The sequence below is a fragment of the Paenibacillus sp. JT31N11 genome (assembly GCF_056269285.1).
Map to the genome: position 1 here is coordinate 130813 of NZ_JBWDNQ010000015.1, position 18664 is coordinate 149476.

15 protein-coding genes and 1 other annotated feature are annotated in these 18664 nt (G+C 51.3%); of the genes, 13 read left to right on the plus strand and 2 right to left on the minus strand.

What is annotated here, in order from left to right; all coding sequences use genetic code 11:
- Nucleotides 1–157: 157 nt before the first annotated feature.
- Complete coding sequence (locus AC0YNV_RS33105; protein WP_475771852.1) at nt 158–1729, plus strand: ABC-F family ATP-binding cassette domain-containing protein; 1572 nt, start codon at nt 158–160, stop codon at nt 1727–1729.
- 31 nt (nt 1730–1760) lie between these two features.
- Here the strand turns inward: AC0YNV_RS33105 and AC0YNV_RS33110 are convergent, their stop codons facing one another.
- On the minus strand, nt 1761–2171 hold the full coding sequence (locus AC0YNV_RS33110) for a hypothetical protein (RefSeq protein WP_475771853.1): 411 nt from the start codon (nt 2169–2171) through the stop codon (nt 1761–1763).
- A gap of 206 nt (nt 2172–2377) precedes the next feature.
- On the opposite strand from AC0YNV_RS33110, the gene AC0YNV_RS33115 reads away from it, so the two are divergent.
- Complete coding sequence (locus AC0YNV_RS33115) at nt 2378–2824, plus strand: GNAT family N-acetyltransferase (protein ID WP_475771854.1); 447 nt, start codon at nt 2378–2380, stop codon at nt 2822–2824.
- A 69-nt stretch (nt 2825–2893) separates the two neighbouring features.
- Nucleotides 2894–3154: a binding site (T-box leader), on the plus strand.
- An 88-nt stretch (nt 3155–3242) separates the two neighbouring features.
- A complete protein-coding gene (gene asd, locus AC0YNV_RS33120; RefSeq protein WP_475771855.1) occupies nt 3243–4316 on the plus strand; it encodes an aspartate-semialdehyde dehydrogenase in 1074 nt (357 codons plus the stop codon).
- Between the two features lie 137 nt (nt 4317–4453).
- On the opposite strand, the gene AC0YNV_RS33125 is transcribed toward asd, so the two are convergent.
- Nucleotides 4454–6163, minus strand: a complete 1710-nt coding sequence (locus tag AC0YNV_RS33125; RefSeq protein ID WP_475771856.1) for a M20/M25/M40 family metallo-hydrolase — start codon at nt 6161–6163, stop codon at nt 4454–4456.
- A 347-nt stretch (nt 6164–6510) separates the two neighbouring features.
- Between AC0YNV_RS33125 and AC0YNV_RS33130 the strand changes: the two genes are divergently transcribed.
- The 10 genes from AC0YNV_RS33130 to AC0YNV_RS33175 all read left to right on the plus strand — a co-directional run bounded on the left by AC0YNV_RS33130 (nt 6511) and on the right by AC0YNV_RS33175 (nt 18623).
- Entirely contained in the window at nt 6511–7005 is a 495-nt protein-coding gene (locus AC0YNV_RS33130; RefSeq protein ID WP_475771857.1) for a DinB family protein, read from the plus strand.
- A 64-nt stretch (nt 7006–7069) separates the two neighbouring features.
- Nucleotides 7070–7192: a hypothetical protein gene (locus tag AC0YNV_RS33135; RefSeq protein WP_475771858.1), complete on the plus strand. Its 123-nt coding sequence runs from the start codon at nt 7070–7072 to the stop codon at nt 7190–7192.
- Nucleotides 7193–7350: 158 nt separating this feature from the next.
- The gene (locus tag AC0YNV_RS33140; protein ID WP_475771859.1) at nt 7351–8832 is read left to right on the plus strand and encodes a stalk domain-containing protein; all 1482 of its coding nucleotides are present in this window, start codon (nt 7351–7353) and stop codon (nt 8830–8832) included.
- Between the two features lie 338 nt (nt 8833–9170).
- On the plus strand, nt 9171–10334 hold the full coding sequence (locus tag AC0YNV_RS33145; RefSeq protein WP_475771860.1) for a Gfo/Idh/MocA family protein: 1164 nt from the start codon (nt 9171–9173) through the stop codon (nt 10332–10334).
- 175 nt (nt 10335–10509) lie between these two features.
- Nucleotides 10510–11613: a Gfo/Idh/MocA family protein gene (locus tag AC0YNV_RS33150; RefSeq protein WP_475771861.1), complete on the plus strand. Its 1104-nt coding sequence runs from the start codon at nt 10510–10512 to the stop codon at nt 11611–11613.
- A gap of 158 nt (nt 11614–11771) precedes the next feature.
- Nucleotides 11772–12458, plus strand: a complete 687-nt coding sequence (locus AC0YNV_RS33155; protein ID WP_475771862.1) for a GntR family transcriptional regulator — start codon at nt 11772–11774, stop codon at nt 12456–12458.
- A gap of 5 nt (nt 12459–12463) precedes the next feature.
- Nucleotides 12464–14560 (plus strand): alpha-glucuronidase family glycosyl hydrolase, encoded by a 2097-nt coding sequence (locus AC0YNV_RS33160; protein WP_475771863.1) that lies wholly within the window; start codon nt 12464–12466, stop codon nt 14558–14560.
- A gap of 490 nt (nt 14561–15050) precedes the next feature.
- The gene (locus AC0YNV_RS33165; protein ID WP_475771864.1) at nt 15051–16439 is read left to right on the plus strand and encodes an MGH1-like glycoside hydrolase domain-containing protein; all 1389 of its coding nucleotides are present in this window, start codon (nt 15051–15053) and stop codon (nt 16437–16439) included.
- A gap of 416 nt (nt 16440–16855) precedes the next feature.
- Nucleotides 16856–17749, plus strand: coding sequence for an ABC transporter permease (locus tag AC0YNV_RS33170; RefSeq protein ID WP_379113409.1), 894 nt, complete (start codon nt 16856–16858; stop codon nt 17747–17749).
- A 16-nt stretch (nt 17750–17765) separates the two neighbouring features.
- On the plus strand, nt 17766–18623 hold the full coding sequence (locus tag AC0YNV_RS33175; protein ID WP_210044093.1) for a carbohydrate ABC transporter permease: 858 nt from the start codon (nt 17766–17768) through the stop codon (nt 18621–18623).
- Nucleotides 18624–18664: the final 41 nt, after the last annotated feature.

The following is an 18664-nucleotide window of genomic DNA, read 5'->3' on the forward strand; positions in this document are numbered from 1 at the left end:
AAGCACCTCGTCTGTGAGTTTATATTTATCCATTCCAGTATAGCCCAAATGGCGGTTGTCCGCAGAAAAAACGAAGCGGGGGATCAAGTATATAAAACATTAGGGGGATCTGGGTTATAATCACGTTAGATTAGCGGAATTAAGAAGGGTGATGGCGATGAGCGTAATTCGTATGGAGAATGTAACCAAAAAATATGAAGATACATTGATTTTTCGCGATATCTATTTTCGTGTGGGCAAAGGAGAGCGCATCGGTCTTATTGGACGCAATGGCGCCGGTAAATCTACTGTGTTCAAGCTGATCCTGGGCAAAGAGGAGCCTACGTCCGGAAAAGTGGAAATAGATCCCCAGGTCAGGATCGGCTATTTCTCTCAATTCTCGGAAATGCAGGGAAGCTTGTCTGTGCAGCAGGAGCTGGAAATGTGCTTCGAGCAGGTTGCGCTGATCGAACGGGAGCTGCAGGAAGTAGGAGAGAAGCTGGGCCATGTTACGGATGATGGCGAGATGGAAGGGCTGCTGGAGCGGCAGGCGAAGCTTTTTGAACAGATGGAGCATTTGGACGGTTGGAATGTGTCCGTGGAAATCAATACGGTTCTAACCAAGCTGGGATTCGATGACAGGTCCCGCAATCAGCCCGTCAATGAGCTGTCAGGCGGATGGAGGAACCGCGCCGCGCTCGCCAAAATCCTGATTGAGCTTCCCGATGTCGTACTGCTCGACGAGCCGACGAACTTCCTGGATCTGGATGGCCTGGTGTGGCTGGAGCAGTGGCTGCACCGCTACAATGGCGCAATGATTCTGGTATCTCATGACCGGCAGTTCATCGATAGAGTGGTTACGCGTACGATTGAGATTGAGAACTATCATTTTCAGGAATACGAAGGGAATTATACCGATTTCATCCGAAAAAAGAAGCTGCGCAAAAAAGAATTGATCCGCCAGTTCGAGTGGGAGGAAGAGCTGCTCATCATGGAGTCTGAGGCGATCGACAGCCGCGCGAACAAAAAAACCTCAAAAGACAGGCTGTCGCGTCAGCTGGCTGACCGGAAGAAGCGGATTGAGCCTCATCCGGTTAATGTGCTCATTACCGACATTTATGAGAAATTACGGTTCCCGGACAAGCTGTGCGAGCTGAAGCAGGTAGGGCAGACATATGGAGACCGGCGGATATTCCAGAACATAAGCTTCGATATCCAGAAGGAGGACCGCCTGGTTATCGTGGGTCCCAATGGAAGCGGGAAGTCTACACTGATCAAGGTGCTTACGGGACAGGAGCAGCCCGACTCCGGTGAAGTGATCTGGGAGAAAGGCGTCAGCTATGCTTATTTCAACCGGATGTGGGATGAGCTTGATCTTAAGGATACCGTCAGTCATGCGGTGAATATTTACGGCCTTGGACTGGATGCTCCCCGGAAAAAAGTGAACAAGTTTCTATCCATGCTGCAGTTCTCGGAGCTGGATCTGGGCAAAGTCATTGGCACCCTTTCCGGCGGCCAGATGGCCCGGGTGGCTCTGGCGAAATGCCTTCTCTCGGGAGCAGCGGTCATCATATTGGATGAGCCAACCAACCATCTCGATCTGACCAGCATACAGGTCATGGAGCAGGCCTTGATTCATTTTCCCGGAGCTGTAGTTACGGTTAGCCATGACCGGTTTTTCATCGATAAAATAGCGACAAAAATGCTCGCGTTTGATCCTGAATCCGGAATAAGCGAGCAGAATGTATAGATTGTATACGAGTGAGCGGGGGACATTGGCTTCAGTGCTTCACGGCCAACCGGCGGCATTCATGGTCAAGGCAGCAGGGACATCTGTCGGGGAGATTATGGTCCAGCGCAGAATCGGTTTGTTGTTCTATCCTTTTTCCAAACAGCTCCTGTTCGTGGTGCTGGAACATGATCTCATGGTAAATATCGCTGAGCGGTGGTGGATGGGTTTCATGAATAGGAGGATCGTGGGGAATCCTTAGCTCCCGATTCCTTGTTCTGCGAATAGGCAGATTGATTGAACAAATTTTCACGATAATTAGCAGCAGAAGAGCCAGGCCCAGCATGACTATTCCTGATTTCCATGATGATGTCAACCCCAGGACCAGGACAGAGAAAATAATGGCAGGATAAATAAAAAGGCAAGTAAAAAGAAGGATCAGAGGTTTTAATAAAAAATTCATGCGCCCCTCCTTTTTAATCGTTGATATTTTATTATTATGCTGTCAGGGGTTATCCCTATTTTAGCGAATTATTTTTCATTTTTGAGAGGAGTGATGTGGTATGAGCAATATCCAATCTGTGGCGGGAGTTACAAGAGGAGTACTGTTCTAGAGACAGAGGAGCCTGTCTGATTCCTCTGTGAAGTCAACCTCGGGAGGAAATGTCCATGGGAATTATTCTAAAGCCGGTGTCTGCAGGGAACTGGTATGATTGTACGAAGCTTAAAGTCAAGACAGAGCAGCTCGGTGTTTTTCCGGCACCTGTTGTTTACTGGATTGCCGAATCCAAATATATAGATGAATATGAGCTGCAAGCCGTATATCGGGATGAAGAATTAGTCGGGTTTATTGTATTCTGCAATAAGCCGGATAACGACGGAAACTACTGGATACCTGCCTTCATGATCGATGAAAAGCATCAAGGCAAGGGCTACGGGAAAGCGGCAATGGAAAAACTAATCGAACTCATGAGCTTGATGAAATGTAAAAAATTAATGATTGGACATAGACCCAATAACGAGATTGCCGGGAGCCTGTATGAATCCTTGGGGTTTAATAAGGTCAGTGAAGAAGTAATAGACGGTGAAATCATACGTTTGCTTCAAATTCCCTAAAGGCAGGACATCGCGATAGAAAAATATCTTTACTCTACTTCGATTAATTGTTATTCTTTTTCCAATACTTAAAATGCGATGATGAGAAAAGTAAATGAAGCATTCTTCCACAGAGAGCTCCGGCAGCTGAAAAGGAGTGAGGAATCCTTTATTGAAGAAAGCCTCTGAGCTGTACATCGGAACCTGTGAGGGGATGGTGTAACAGGAGCTCCTGTTATAGAGCTAGAGTATAAGCATCCTCGTATAGAGATGCCGTACTCGAAGAGGCGGATATGGCGACATATTTGCGAATCCGGGTGGTACCACGAGCATACTAATCTCGTCCCTGAGACTTATTACAGTCTTGGGGGTGAGATTTTTTTTGTTTTCATAATCGGCATGCGGAAAGTTTATTCATACTAAACAAGGAGTGACTCAAATGTCCAGATTAAGAGCGGCAATCGTTGGAGCAACGGGAATGGCCGGACAGCAATTCGTGCAGGCATTGTCCGATCATCCGAATTTTGAAGTGGTTACTATGGTAACATCCAGAACGTTGAAAACGTACGACGAGGCATTGCTGGAAACAGACGGTTCATCGAGATGGACACAGAATACGCCGGTTCCCGGAGATATGTCGGGAGTTCCGGTAGTCTCTTCCAGGGATTTCCGTCCAGATTCTGTCGATGTTATTTTCACGGCGATTGAATCCGATCTTGCCAAAGAGCTGGAGCCCTGGTTTGCCCAAACGACCCCGACCTTCTCGACGGCATCCGCATTTCGTTACTTCGATGATACTCCCCTTCTCATTACCGGAGTCAATGATGATCATGCGGAGTTAATCCGCAAACAGCAGCAGGAACGCAGCTGGAAAGGCTTCGTTCTGCCTGTTCCCAACTGTACGGTGACTGGACTTGCGGTGACTTTAAGACCGCTGCACGAGCATTTTGGAATTCAAAATGTTCTGATGGTTTCCATGCAATCCGTAAGCGGCGCCGGAAGAAGTCCCGGAGTTCGTACCCTGGATATTCTGGATAATATCATCCCGTACATCCCGAACGAAGAGGGAAAGGTCAGGAAAGAGCTTTTGAAAATACTCGGCGGATATTCCAGTGAGGGCATTACTCCGGCGGAGATTAGCATCAATTGTATATGTACGAGAGCGAACGTGCTCGATGGGCACACGGAATCCGTGTTTGTCGGTCTGAAGAAACAGGCGAATTTAACTGAAATTCGAGAAGCCATCAATCGATATAATCCCTTCGACAGCTGCAAATTACATTCGGCTCCCGAGCGGATGATTCATCTATTTGATGACCCTTTTCGCCCTCAACCCCGCTTGGATCGCGAGCTGGGAGGCGGGATGACAACAAGTATGGGGAGACTGGAAGAGGAGCCGGTGCTGGGTGGCGTGAAATATGTCCTGGTCTCCCACAATACGAAGATGGGTGCGGGAAAAGGCGCAGTTCTGCTCGCTGAATCGATGCTGGCTCGTGGTTTGCTGAACGTGTAGTGCCTGGATATCAACGGACCGATATGGCAGCGCAAATAATAGCAGCGGCAGACCTTAGACTTTATTTTACGAGTCTTTAGTCTGCCGCTGTTTCTTTAATGGAAATGCCTGTTACGGTCATTTGGAAACAGAAGCTTTTACCTGTGACCATGATCCCTGGGCATACGGCAAAATAGAGGATAAATCAACGTGGATGATAGCGCTGCGAACGTGATCAGCGCGCCTGCGAGATCCAGCGTCATTAAGACGAATACGAGATACAATATCGGTGTGAACAGCAGGATGCCCGGCAATGCGAACAGCGTGGATACCCAGCTCCTGGCACCTTCGCCCACCAGGTAAGATGCATTCAGCCCGATCAGGCTGAACAGAAGCGGCCATGTGAACAGGTAGCTCCCGCCCGGCAGATACAGGGTCGTCGCTGCGCAGAGGAGTACCCACAGCAGCAGCGTTCCGACCCACAGGTTCTCAGCCTTCACATAGCGCGAGCACCAGCGGATTAGCAGAACCGTTATCAGCAGCATGAACAGCAGCAGGCCGATGAAATAGTACGTACTGACACTGGGGTCTTTCACGATTGATACATAATACGGATGCGGCACGTTTGTTCGGAGAATATTCCATACCAAGGTGACTGCCCCGAACACCACCGCCAAACTAAGCAGGGACACGAGGAAGCCGCCTGTCAGTCCATTCAGGCTCATGCGGCGCCGATACAAGCCGTGCCATACGGTAAGAGCGAATAACAGAACGCCGATCAGCATGAAACCGAACGCCCAAGATTCCGGATAGCTGACCATGCTCCAGCCGAGGATATTAAAATAAACCCGGTTTTCCTGCTTCACGTCGTTCAGATCCAACTGGCCAAAATGCTTTGTCAGGCTAAGCATGTAGTTTCCTTGATGCTGGAGGCTGGAACGATCGAGGTTCCCCGGCGTATCAATCTCCTCATGGTACGCATTCAAGCCCATGCCGAAGGCGAAATTCAGGCCAGGCAGCCCGCCTTCGCGGAATTCCGTCAGATCGGTATCATTGGGCATTAATTTATAGACGTTATAGATCAGGGAGTAAGCCACCGGTTGAGGAGCCGCCTTCATAAATTCCTGGATCATCCATCCGTTCTGCTCGCTGGTCTCGAACATGAAGGAAGGCCCCTTATTCCCCCGTGCTTCAAAATTGAGCACCATTCCGATATCCTTGGCTGAGGGATGCTCTTTCATGAACGCTTTTGCTCCCAGCATGCCGAGCTCTTCGCCATCTGTCAAAAGCAGCAGAAGATCATTCTTAAGCGGCCCCGATGCTTGAAGCGCGCGTACCGTCTCCAGCATTGCCGCAATTGCCGAGCCGTCATCGGCAGCTCCCGGACCTTCCGGAACAGAATCATAATGCGCCGCGAGCATAACAGCCTTGCTGTTGTCCGTACCTGGAACACGCGCCATAATGTTCTCGATGGTTATGGTCTGCACGTCTGTCTGGAGATTGGGCCGATCCGGCCCGCTTGTCAGCCCGGACTCCAAACCCGGTGTGACCTCCACTCGCTGCACCTCCGGCTTCAAGCCCAAGCCTTCGAGCTCCGCCAACAAATAATTCCGGACCTGGTCATGCGCAGGAGAGCCCACTGGATGCGGTTCTTTCGCAATGACGTTTAGCTTCTCTATCGCGCGGGATGCAGAGAATGTGTCTTCAGGAGCATCGGGCCCGGCGGGCTGCGGGGCCCGAATTTGAAGCAGTCCAATGAGCATTGCACCGAACAGTAGAGCCAGGATACAAATTCGCTTCAGCCACCTGGCTGCACCCGATCCGGATGCTGGTTTTGCAGTGGTCGATATGGGATGATGGGGGGACACAAGATCACTCCTGATTATAAATTTTAGAAAATTTGCAACCGATTTCATGAGCAGGTGCGCTGCCTATGATTTGCGGCGTTCCGAAGCTGCAGCAAGCTTCTTCCGTGGCTTCGACCTCCTGAGCTGAATTATACGGGGCGGGGGAGGGGGCAGGAATGACCCTGAGAATGAGTTCGCTCCCGTACTTTGGTCGAGGGCAGACCAGCGGAAAACAGCATTTGCCGGGCAGGGGCAGCTTTAAAAAGTTGATTGAACAAACGGGCAGGAGACTTCGAAGGCTGTGGTAAAATAGGTTGCAGAGGCCTTATATTTGTGGAGAAGGGAATGAAGGCTGGAGGAGGGATTACATGAATTTTTCCAAAAAAGATGTTTTGTTAGATCAGCTTGCCGCATGTCATAATGACCTGAGCTGGTTTCCTACGTTTCTTGATTCCGTACAGGGGCTGACAGCAGAGCAGGCGGGCTGGCGCAGTGATCGTTCCAGTCATTCCATTTGGCAGCTTACCGGCCATCTGACCTATTGGAATGAAAAATGGCTGAGATACTTTACCGGTAAGGAAACCTTCATAACAATTGGTAATAATAACGATAACACCTTCGAAATAAAGGATGAAATGAATGAAGAAAACTGGAAATCCGCGGTAGAGAAACTGGATGCGGCATTCTTGGAATTTCGTAAAGTGATCGCGGACTCGCCTGAGTCGAAGCTGGATACCCACATCCCCAATTACCCGGATGAATGCCCTTGGTGGGCGGCCATCTCCAATCTTTGTACCCATAACGCGTATCATATTGGTCAGATTGTATTAATGCGCAAACAACAAGGCTGGGCAAATAAATAATCTATACTTAGACAAACCTTCAATCGACGCGATTGTCCAGATCAGCTTCGATTCCGAGGAAGAGATGAGGAAGGCGCTGCAGGCCGACAGCTACAAGAAAGCGCACAAGATGCGCGTTGAATACATGAGGGAAACCTCGGTAGATATTCACTCCGCCGTCGTCGACAAAATGCTGAAGCTGGTCTAGATGAAGAAAATCATTGAGGGGCTTGCTATGGCGGCTCCTCTTTTTTTTGTGACTATAATCGCCTTATCTGTAACTAATTTCATTCGGCAGCGTCTAATCATAAGGAATTATATTCCCATGACTTGCTTAGTCTTACACTCGAGAGGAGAAACCGTTAAATGAAAAAATGGCTGATTCGTTTTAGTATGATTCTGTGTCTGGTTCTCTTGCCCTTCAATGCCCTGGCTGGAGCAGCAGCATCCAATGTCGAGGATTTCGATGCTTCATCGCTAATCAAATCCGACGGGACGTTATGGGTCTGGGGCAACCAGCTATCCGTTCCTGCCCAGATTCCAGGGATCGCGGATGTTCAAAGGGTATTTTCTGATCAGTTCATTATGAAGAAAGACGGTTCAATCTGGCATTGGGAGCGGAGTTTTTCAACTTCCGGGATACAAGTATCCCCTGTTGAGGCACTACAAAATCTCACTCATGTATATTCCAATGGAAGCGAATCCCTGGCTATTGATGCAGACGGCAAGACCTATTTAATTCCTAAAGTCCAAGGCAAGCTCCAATTGGAGGAGATCGCAGCGCTGCCAGATATTGAAGATGTCGCGGACGTTAACTTTTACTATGAAATTCAGGATCAGCGCTGGATCCCGACATGGGTATTCCTGAAGCGTGACGGCACGGTATGGAGAAGCTCTGATTCGCTCAAGTCGGTTGAAGCCATCCAATCGCTTTCGGATATTGTGCAAATCGCACAGAACATAGCCGTCAAAAAAGACGGAACAGTGTGGTCCTGGCCATCGAAGTTCTCAGAAGATCAATTGCCGGCCGGCCCCTTGTCTGCAGTCCAAATGACTTCACTGACGCATATTAAACAGATCATAACCAATGGCTCCACTGATTCTTATGCCGCTTTTGCCGTAATTGACGATAAGGGCAGCGTATGGTTTTGGGGAGCGACCACCACTGGCATGTCAGATGGAACGACCTCCCATCAATCGCCTGTACCGCTGCACCTCACCAGCATCAAGGATGCCCAGTCCGTCTTTTTCGTGGAACAGTCCTTAATTGTGCTTACACGTGATGGAAGCATATATGAGACCTCGGTCCATCGTGAAGCCATGCCTGCTAACCCCGATTTTACATTATTGGCGTCTGATGTGAGTCAAGTCAAGGCGGGAGATCGTCATGTGATCCTGCAAAAATCCAATGGCGGACTTTGGGGATGGGGCGTAAACAAGAATGGCGAGCTGGGAAGCGGGGATTACGAGTTTATGCATACAACCCCCGTTCAAATGCAAAAGCCGGTTTCCATTCAGCTCAATGGGGAATCTGTGACAATGACGAGCGGCGTCATTATCCGGAATGGGCAAGCATTCATTCCGCTCCGCTCCCTGTTCGAGAAACTGGGCGCTAAAGTAACATGGGACGTATATAAGAAAATTGCCACTGTCAGCCGCGCGGCCGTTCAAATTTCCGTTGATTTTAATGGCGATACGAAATTGAACAACGTAGCGGTAAAGCTTGAGAACGATCCGTTTATACTAAGCGGCGCCTCATACCTGCCGCTGCGTTTTATCAGCGAATCGCTGGGGGCAAAAGTCGAATGGGTGCAGGCAGAGGACAAGATTACCATCACGATGAAATAGCACCGCGAATTTGCAGACGATTACCGCTATGCCGAAGGCAGCCTGATTGGAGGCAACCCGCAGATGAAGGAGGACACTACACGGGCAGGATCAACAGACGCTGCGCTTGAAAAGGCAATGGAATGGTTAGATTGATAGTTTTAAAGAATCAAGGGCTGTCCTGTGGCAGCCCTTGATTCCGTTGTACAGGCAGATAAGCGCATTTGCCGGAATACGAACAGGAACCTTCACAAACTATCATTGATATTTATTGCCATATTCGCTACAATACACCTTGTATACTAGTACGATCAGTTGATGTTATTATTCATTTTTTTATCTAATTGGAGGTGCAAGCTATGATTCGAGTGGCTGTTATCGGTACGGGAGGTATTTCGGAAGCGCATTTGAAAGCGTATACCTCTCTTGAGGACCGCTGCAAAGTGGTGGCTTTATGCGATATTTCTCCGGAAAAAGCTGAAGCGCTGAAGCAAAAATACAATCTGGATTGCGAGATTTTTACCAATACGGAAGAAGTTGCGTCCCACAATGAGGTGGATTTGGTATCGGTCTGCACGCCTCCCTACATGCATGCTGAGCTTACGATTGCCTGCTTGAATGGAGGTAAGCATGTATTGGTGGAAAAGCCGATGGCCTCCTCGCTTGAGGAATGCGACCGGATGCTGGAGGCGGCTGAGCGCTCTCAGCGGATTCTTTCCGTTGTGAGCCAGAACCGGTTCTATAATCCCATCATGAAATTGAAGCATGTGCTGGATTCCGGTCTCCTGGGCAAGGTCGTCCATGCGCAGGCGGATTCGTTCTGGTGGCGCGGTCATGTTTATTATGATTTATGGTGGAGAGGGACATGGGAGAAGGAAGGCGGCGGCTGCACGCTGAATCATGCCGTGCATCATATCGATATGCTGCAGTGGCTGATGGGCATGCCGGACCGGCTCCAGGCTGTTACGAGCAATACTTCGCACGATAATGCGGAAGTGGAGGACTTGTCGATTGCCGTCTTGTCCTACGGAAACGGAGCGCTCGCCCAGATTACAAGCTCGGTCGTTCATCACGGCGAAGAGCAGCAGATGGTGTTTCAGACGGAGAAGGCCAAGGTATCCGCTCCCTGGGACGTATATGCTTCGGTATCCCGAAGCAATGGTTTCCCCGAAAGGGACCCCGGGATGGAGCAGCGGATTGAGGAGATTTATCGTGAATATCCCGAAATCCCCTATACCGGGCATACAGGCCAAATCGACGATGTGCTGAAGGCTATCGAGAATCAGTCGTTAACTGTTCTTGCCGACGGGCATGAAGGGCGCAATACGCTGGAGCTGATTACCGCAATTTACGAGGCAGCCCTGACCGGGCGGCAGGTCCAGCTGCCGCTGCAGCCGGACAGCTTGTTTTATACCCGGGCAGGCATTCTGGCGAACGCGCCTCATTTCTATGAAAAGAAAAATTCAGTGGCGGGATTCGCGAATAACGAGATTACGCTTGGCGGCAATTATCAGGTCAAATAGTACTTATCATTCTGGGAATGAGAAAGGTTGGCGGCTATGTTATCGGTGGACAAAGCGGCAGTAATAGGAGGCATTGGCAGGGGCATCTGGGCTGCCAACGCTGTGTCTCCGGGATCCTCAGAGCCCGATTATGTCTCGGGAATTATTTTGAAAGCGAAAGGGGGATGGCTTGCTAATGGCTATGTATAAGCAATCTGGAGCCGCCACCTTCGGCATTATCGGCGGAGCCGGCTTCCGGGCGCAGTATTACCTGAGGATCGCGCAGGCGCTTCCCGACCGGTTCCGCGTTGGCGGCCTGGTGGTGCGGGATGCGGACAAGGGCAAGGCGATGGAGAAGCAGTGGAATATTCCTTCGTATCGTACGCTGGAGGAGATGCTGCAGGCGCAGCGGCTGGATTTTGTCGTCGTATCTGTGGGCTGGGCAGCCTGCTTCGATTATTTGTTTCAGCTGGCGGAGCGGGGAGTTCCGGCACTCGCGGAAACGCCTCCGGCTCCCGATCTGGACGGCCTGATCATGCTGCACGACAGGCTTACCCGCCAGGGCGCACGGATTCAGGTGGCTGAGCAGTATCAATATCATCCGCTGCAGATGGCGCGTTTGGCCGTTATCGAAGCGGGGCGGCTGGGGAGAGTGACGGAAACAACGGTATCGGTCTCTCATCTGTATCATGCCGTCAGCCTGATCCGCAAAATGCTGGGCATCCGCTTCGAAGATGCGACGATCAAGGGAATGAGGTTCGAGTCCAGCTGGCTTGCGGGACCGACCCGAAGCGGTCCTCCTGCTGAAGAACGGATGATCCCTATGCAGCGGGATTTGGCGTGGCTGAATTTCGGCGAGAAGCTGGGCATCTATGATTTTACAAAGGACCAGCATCGCTCGTGGACCCGTTCCAACCACCTGTCTGTAAGAGGCGAGCGCGGTGAGATCTTCGACAGCCGTCTGACGGCGCTGGCCGACTTCTCCACGCCGCTCCATCTGGATTTCAAACGCATCAACAAGGGCGAGGTTGAAAATCAGGAGGGGTATTTCCTGCAGGGAATTATGGCGGGAGAACAGTGGGCGTACGAGAATCCTTTCGCGCCTGCAAGACTATATGACGACGAGATCGGGATCGCAGCCTGTCTGGCGCAGATGTCCGATTACGCCGCAGGCGGTGCAGAATTCTACGGGCTTCCCGAAGCGTCGCAGGATCATTATCTCGGCATGCTGCTGGAGCAGGCGGTACTGAGCGGCGAAACGGTAACGTCAACCAGACAGCCCTGGGCCGAAGGAGTCTGAAGAAGGCATTAACAGGGATGAATGCGGCGGGTGGTGACGGCAAGGCAAGAGGGATCACGGTCCGTTGGCAGGAATCCGGCGTCGGACAAAGGCGGGGCCGCCGCTTCGTATAGGATAAGGATAGCAGTATTAGCAGATTTTCCGGAGGAGTAGATGGGATGAAAGCAAGTATGGAAGCTTCGCGTTATGAAAAGGGATCTATGCGGGACTATGTGCACGATACGCTGAAAAAAAACATCATGGAGCTTAAGCTGGAGCCGGGGCGTTTTATCTCGGAGAAGGAAGTCGTTGAAGCCCTTCAGGTCAGCCGTACCCCGGTTCGCGAAGCTTTCGTCAAGCTGTCCCAGGAGGAATTAATCGAGACCATTCCCCAGAAAGGGTCGTTCATCTCCCTGATTGATATGAAGCAGGTCGAAGAATCCCGTTTCATCCGGGAGAAACTGGAGATGGCGATCGTCCGCCAGGCTTGTGAAATGCTGAGTGCCGAGCAGCTTCTGAGCCTGCAAAATCTAGTCGGCCTGCAGAAGCTTTGCGCCAGCGAGAATAACTATGAGCGGCTGTTTGAGCTTGATGAAGAATTTCATAAGCTGATCATAATCGGCTGCGGGAAAACGCGCACATGGACGCTGCTTCAGCAGCTCAATACGCATTACAACCGGATCAGGCTGCTTCGGTTAGCGGTCAATTATGACTGGGCTAATATCATCGTACAGCATGAGGAGATCATAGAAGCCATACGCGGCAATAATCCGGATCTGGCGGAGCAAACGATGCTGCTGCATTTAAGCCAGGTGAATTTTGAAAAAGAGGAATTGAAGGAAAAATATCCGTCCTACTTCAAATAATAGATATGCAAAGGAGAGATGAGGTTTTGACGCAGGAAACAGCTGAAAACGGTTATGCGTGTTGGCTCGGTTATGCGGGAATTGCCGATGAAGCGCTTAGGAGCCAATACGAATCCTGGTGCTCTGAAATAGTGGCAGCCGCAGCGCGGACGGACATCCTGCAGACTGCAGCAGGGGAGCTGTCCGAGGGCATTGCTTCCTTGCTCGGAGTGAGGCCTGTCCAGACAGAATCGGCGCAGCGGAAGCGGTATATCCGGCTGGAAACATTCGGCCGTCCAGGGGATGCTGGCAGCGTTATCGGCCTGGCTCATGCAGCCGGCTTGTCAGATGAAGGGTATGTGATCCGCTCGGAGGAGGATGCCGGCAGCCAATATATCGTACTGGCAGGGAAAACGGATAAAGGCGTGCTCTATGCCGTCTTTCATCTGCTCCGTCTGATGCAGGACGGGGCGAGTCTTGAGGGATTGTCCATCTCGGAAAACCCGAAAAACGGGCTGCGGATGATCGATCATTGGGATAATATGGATGGCAGCATCGAACGGGGGTATGCGGGAAAATCAATCTTTTACCGGAACAGCGATATCGCAGCTGATATGGCCCGTATCCGCGATTATGCCCGGCTGCTTGCCTCGGTCGGCCTCAATGCGGTTTCGATCAACAATGTCAATGTCCACCGCGTTGAGACGACCCTTATTACGGATGTGTTTCTGCCGAAAGTGGCGCAGATCGCCGGAGTATTTCGCTCCTACGGCATCAAGCTGTTTCTCAGCATCAACTACGCAAGCCCGATCCAGATTGGCGGCCTCACGACGGCAGACCCGATCGATCCGGATGTGAAGCGCTGGTGGGCGGAGAAGGCGGCGGAGATTTACCGGTACGTTCCGGATTTCGGAGGATTCCTGGTCAAAGCCGATTCCGAATTCCGTCCTGGTCCGTTCACCTACGGGCGCGATCATGTGGAAGGAGCAAATGTGCTGGCGGAAGCGCTGGAGCCGCATGGCGGTCTTGTCATCTGGCGCTGCTTCGTGTACAACTGCCTTCAGGACTGGCGTGACCGCAGCACCGACAGAGCCAAAGCGGCTTACGACCATTTCAAACCGCTGGACGGCAAGTTCCTGGATAATGTAATTTTGCAAATCAAGAACGGCCCGATGGATTTTCAGGTCCGCGAGCCGGTGTCGCCGCTCTTCGGCGCCCTGCCGCATACCAACCAGGTGCTGGAGCTGCAAATCACGCAGGAATATACGGGACAGCAAAAGCATCTGTGCTACCTGGTTCCCCAGTGGAAGGAAGTTCTCGCCTTTGACACTTATGCCAAAGGCGAAGGGTCAACGATTGCGGATCTTGCAAGCGGCAGCCTGTTCGACAGACCGCTCGGTGGGATGGCAGCCGTATCCAATATTGGCGACGACGCCAACTGGACGGGACATACTTTGGCGCAGGCCAATCTGTACGGCTTCGGCCGGCTTGCCTGGAACCCGGCGTTAACGTCCGATCAGATTACACGGGAATGGATCATCCAGACCTTCGGCAGCGATCCTTCCGCCCTGGATACCATATCCCGCATGCTGCTTGACTCATGGGGCATTTATGAGAATTATACAGCGCCGCTCGGCGTAGGCTGGATGGTGAATACGGGCCATCACTACGGTCCTGATGTGGATGGTTATGAATATTCCAAGTGGGGGACGTACCATTTTGCCGATAACTTGGGAATCGGAGTGGACCGGACCTTAAGTACGGGCACGGGTTATACCGCCCAGTACCATCCACCTCATGCGGAACAATACGAATCTCTTAAGGATTGTCCCGATGAGCTGCTGCTGTTCTTCCATCATGTTCCCTACACGCACAAGCTCAAATCCGGTAAAACCGTGATACAGCATATTTACGACACGCATTTCGAGGGTGTGGAGCAGGCTGAGGGACTCGTGAATGCGTGGGCAACGCTCGAAAACAAAGTGGACAGCGGCCGTTACACGCAGGTGCTGGCACGGTTGACCGACCAAGCAGAGCATGCCAAGGAGTGGCGAGATATTATCAATACGTACTTCCTCCGCAAGTCAGGAATTCCAGACTCAAAGAACCGCAAAATCTATTAAAACAAAAAGGCCGGACATTCAGATGCCCGGTCTTTTTGCTATAAGTCTTTCTTTTTGAGCGACTAACTAAAGCTCTCAAGAACGAAAAAGATTTACGCTGGACGCGCCAAAATCGCATCACTGCCCCGCCAACGTTACGCTGGAATCAGTAATAAACGCATCACTGCCCCGCCAACATTACGCTGGAATCAGCAATAATCGTATCTCTGTCCCGCCAACATCACGCTGGAATCAGCAATAGTCGCATCACTGCCCCGCCAACATTAATAAGGGACGAAGTCCACCAGGCAACACGCGGGCGGCGTAAGGAAGTGTGTCCCGCAAGGGACGAAAACGATCCAAACACCAAAAGCCACAAAACCCCGTTCCTCTGCCTCGCCAACGTTATTCACCCGGGAGTCCAGAGGGCCGGCGCCTTCTGGGGTCCCCCTCAGGGGGATTTAGGGGGACATTTTCAGGATCAAAAGAAAGCTAAAGAGAACGTATTGGAGTGGTGAAATTGACAAACTGGAATCAAATTCAATCCAAAGCTGGTGCAGTTACCTTCCAGTCATCAGATTCGCATCTGAATGACGGATTTAAATGGGCCAGGCAGCAGGCCATGGCATACGTCCATTCCGGCGGAGATCCGGTAGGCTTGTGGTATGAGGCGGCTCTGCCGAACAGGCAGGCATTTTGCATGCGCGATGTGGCGCATCACAGCATTGGAGCCGCTGTACTTGGCTTAAATTTGCATACGAAAAATATGTTTATGCGCTTTGCCGAGAATATAGCGGAGTCCCGGGACTGGTGCACCTATTGGGAGATAACCAAGGATAATGTGCCTGCTGAAGTAGATTATGAGAATGACCAGGATTTCTGGTATAATCTTCCTGCCAATTTCGACATTATCGAGGCAAGCTACCGTCAGTATTTGTGGACAGGCGATCAGGATTACCGGAATGATGCCATCATGCTTGATTTTTATCGCTTAACGGTAGAGAACTTTGTACAGACCTGGGACAAAGACGGAGACGGGATATTGGAGTACTATCCCGAGTACGGCCGCAGAGGCCTGGCAACCTACAATGAAGCTGGCCTGCAGCCTTTGGCCGGCGGCGACATGATCGCCTTGCAGGCTGCCGGGTACCGCGCTTATGCCCGTCTGCTCGAACTTGAAGGCCGGCTTGAGGAATCCGCAGCCTATGCCGGAAAAGCCGGGGAACTGGAGCAGCGCTACAACCAGGAATGGTGGAATGCAGACAAGGGACGTTTCTTCGGCGCCATGCTGCAGAATCGGACTTTCCTGGAAGCGTATAATGCTGAAGGCAATTTTTTGCCGCTATATTTTGGAGTCATCAAGGACAAGAGCAAATTGGAGAAAGCACTTGAGGATTTGAAAAGAAACCGTGTGGCAAATGTGGAAGGAAAGACGTATCTCCCTGACGTTTTTTACCGGTATGGCCTTAACGAAGAGGCCTTGCAAGAATTGAAGGAGCTGGTTGATCCGTCGTTGGAGCGCAGGGATTATCCTGAAGTATCCTACTGTGTGGTCGGTTCCATGGCGAGCGGACTCATGGGAATTTCGGCAGACGGCCAGTCGGCCATTACCACAATGTCCAGGCTGAGCAGCGGGCTAGAATGGGCGGAGATGGGGAGCATTCCTATTCTGAACCGCACCCTTACGGTCCGGCATAACGGCATCGAAGAAACCACTGTCACCCTGCAGGAAGGGGAGCCTTTCCTCTGGAAGGCAGTTTTCCATACAAATTCCGGGACCATGCTGCATAACGGCAGCCCGGTAGAAGCGTCAACAGAACGGTCTGACGGCGGAGACGAGTACCGCTATCTTATGATTCAGGTGGCAGAAGGCGAGACTCACCGGGTCTCGTTGGGGTAAAAGCATCCAGCTGATTTCTCCTTCATGATGGAAGAACCCGGTGGTTGAAAAAAACGCAGGGGCCAAGAGAGCTGCAGTAAACAATTGACGCGGACAGTAGATTAATATGAACACGAACAAAGAAGGCAGCCGATTCCCGGCTGCCTTCTTTGTTATGCCCCATAATGCTTGTGCAGCGCGCTTTTCTACCCGTTTCTGTCTCTTTTACGAAAACAGTATCCTGCCGGAAATTTGTATGTTTGCCCGATTATCCTCCTTTTATGAAATGTGTATCTGATCGGAAACATGTCTGTAGATGCAAGCAGGCCAAAGCCGATACAATGACGAGGTGAAAATGACAGTCGACAAGAGGTGATCGTTTGGAGAAGGGACTTGCAATAAGAAAGGGCGGGACGCCAATTGGCAGCCGGTCTTCCATGTCCATCAGAATGTGGAAGGCCAGATGGTTTTATCTGTTTATGCTGCCGGGAATTATTTATTTTCTCATCTTTAAGATCTGGCCGATGTGGGGCGTCTTGATGGCCTTTCAGAACTATCAGCCGTCCCTGGGAATGTTCAGCAGCGATTGGGTGGGATTCAAGCATTTTGACCGGCTGTTTCATACACCGGAATTCTGGACGCTGTTCAGAAATACCTTCATGCTCGCCTTCTACAGTCTGGTGATCTACTTTCCGATCACGATCGTGCTGGCGGTTCTCTTGAATGAGGTGCGCCATGAAATGTTCAAGCGTTATGTGCAGACGCTGGTCTATGTTCCCCACTTCCTGTCCTGGGTGGTCGTCGCGGGGATTACCTTCCTGCTGCTCGGCTCCGAGGGCTTGATCAACAAATGGAATGAGGCCATCGGCTCAGGGCGCGTCGATTTCTTGTACAGTCCGGATTGGTTCCGTCCGCTCATTATGCTTCAAATTATATGGAAAGACGCCGGATGGGGCACGATTATTTTTCTTGCCGCACTGGCGGGGGTCAATGTGCAGCTGTATGAAGCGGCACGGATCGACGGAGCTTCCAGGCTGCGGATGATCTGGCATATCACGCTGCCGTCGATCCGAAGCGTAATCGTTATTCTATTGATCCTGCGGCTGGGCCACTTTCTCGACCTCGGGTTCGAGCAGATCTACCTGATGTTGAATGCCATCAACCGGGGAGTGGGCGAGGTATTCGATACGTATGTCTACCGCGTCGGTATTCAGCAGGGGCAGTTCAGCTACAGCGCGGCCGTCGGATTGTTCAAATCGGTGATCGGCCTGGTGCTGGTCTGGCTCGCGAATCGCTTGGCCAAGAAATTCGGCGAAGAAGGAATCTATTAAAAAAGGAGGTGCGGGCATGGTTTACGACAGGACGCTTGCGAATCGCCTGGGTGATATTCTGATCTACGTTTTCCTTGGCGCCGTATCAGTGCTGACCGTCCTCCCGTTCTTGTATGTACTGAGCAATTCTTTCTCTACAACGGAGGATATTTTCCCGCGGGAATGGACGCTGGATGCGTACCGGTACATATTCTCAACGGACAAATTCGTGCGCAGCCTCGGGGTCAGCGTCTACATTACGGCGCTCGGCTCCCTGCTCAGCCTGCTGTTCACATCCCTGATGGCTTACGGCCTTTCGGGCAAGAACATACCGGGTAAAAAAGCGGTGCTCATGATGGTGCTGTTCACGATTCTGTTCAGCGGCGGCATGATCCCGACCTATTTCGTCGTCCGCAATCTCGGGATGATCGACACGTATTGGGCGCTTATGATTCCAGGGCTGATGAGCGGATTTTATCTGCTCGTGATGAAGGAGTTTTTCCAGAATGTGCCTGAGGAGATGAAGGAAGCGGCGCAAATTGACGGCTGTCACGAGCTGTCCGTGTTCTTCCGGATCATCCTGCCGTTGTCCCTGCCTGCTATGGCGGCGTTCGGGATGTTCTACGCAGTCGGTCTATGGAATCAATACTTCAGCGCCATTCTTTATATCAACGACAATGAGAAATGGCCGGTGCAGGTGCTGCTCCAGCAGATTGTCGTGCAGGCATCGGGAAGCATCGGCGACTCCTCCCAAATGGGGGAGAACATGACCTTCTACGGACAATCGGTCCGGATGGCGGTTGTTATCGTGTCCACGATTCCGATCCTGCTTGTGTATCCGTTTTTGCAAAAGCATTTTGCCAAAGGCGTTCTTCTGGGCTCGGTGAAAGGCTGACCGGCCTTGAATTCTCCATAAAAAAATCAGCATTAACAGGA

Coding starts and splice junctions, on each gene's coding strand:
- AC0YNV_RS33105 (WP_475771852.1), top strand. CDS start 158: ATGAGCGTAATTCGTATGGAGAATGTAACCAAAAAATATGAAGATACA.
- AC0YNV_RS33110 (WP_475771853.1), bottom strand. CDS start 2,171: ATGAATTTTTTATTAAAACCTCTGATCCTTCTTTTTACTTGCCTTTTT.
- AC0YNV_RS33115 (WP_475771854.1), top strand. CDS start 2,378: ATGGGAATTATTCTAAAGCCGGTGTCTGCAGGGAACTGGTATGATTGT.
- asd (WP_475771855.1), top strand. CDS start 3,243: ATGTCCAGATTAAGAGCGGCAATCGTTGGAGCAACGGGAATGGCCGGA.
- AC0YNV_RS33130 (WP_475771857.1), top strand. CDS start 6,511: ATGAATTTTTCCAAAAAAGATGTTTTGTTAGATCAGCTTGCCGCATGT.
- AC0YNV_RS33135 (WP_475771858.1), top strand. CDS start 7,070: ATGAGGAAGGCGCTGCAGGCCGACAGCTACAAGAAAGCGCACAAGATG.
- AC0YNV_RS33140 (WP_475771859.1), top strand. CDS start 7,351: ATGAAAAAATGGCTGATTCGTTTTAGTATGATTCTGTGTCTGGTTCTC.
- AC0YNV_RS33145 (WP_475771860.1), top strand. CDS start 9,171: ATGATTCGAGTGGCTGTTATCGGTACGGGAGGTATTTCGGAAGCGCAT.
- AC0YNV_RS33150 (WP_475771861.1), top strand. CDS start 10,510: ATGGCTATGTATAAGCAATCTGGAGCCGCCACCTTCGGCATTATCGGC.
- AC0YNV_RS33155 (WP_475771862.1), top strand. CDS start 11,772: ATGAAAGCAAGTATGGAAGCTTCGCGTTATGAAAAGGGATCTATGCGG.
- AC0YNV_RS33160 (WP_475771863.1), top strand. CDS start 12,464: ATGCAAAGGAGAGATGAGGTTTTGACGCAGGAAACAGCTGAAAACGGT.
- AC0YNV_RS33170 (WP_379113409.1), top strand. CDS start 16,856: ATGTCCATCAGAATGTGGAAGGCCAGATGGTTTTATCTGTTTATGCTG.
- AC0YNV_RS33175 (WP_210044093.1), top strand. CDS start 17,766: ATGGTTTACGACAGGACGCTTGCGAATCGCCTGGGTGATATTCTGATC.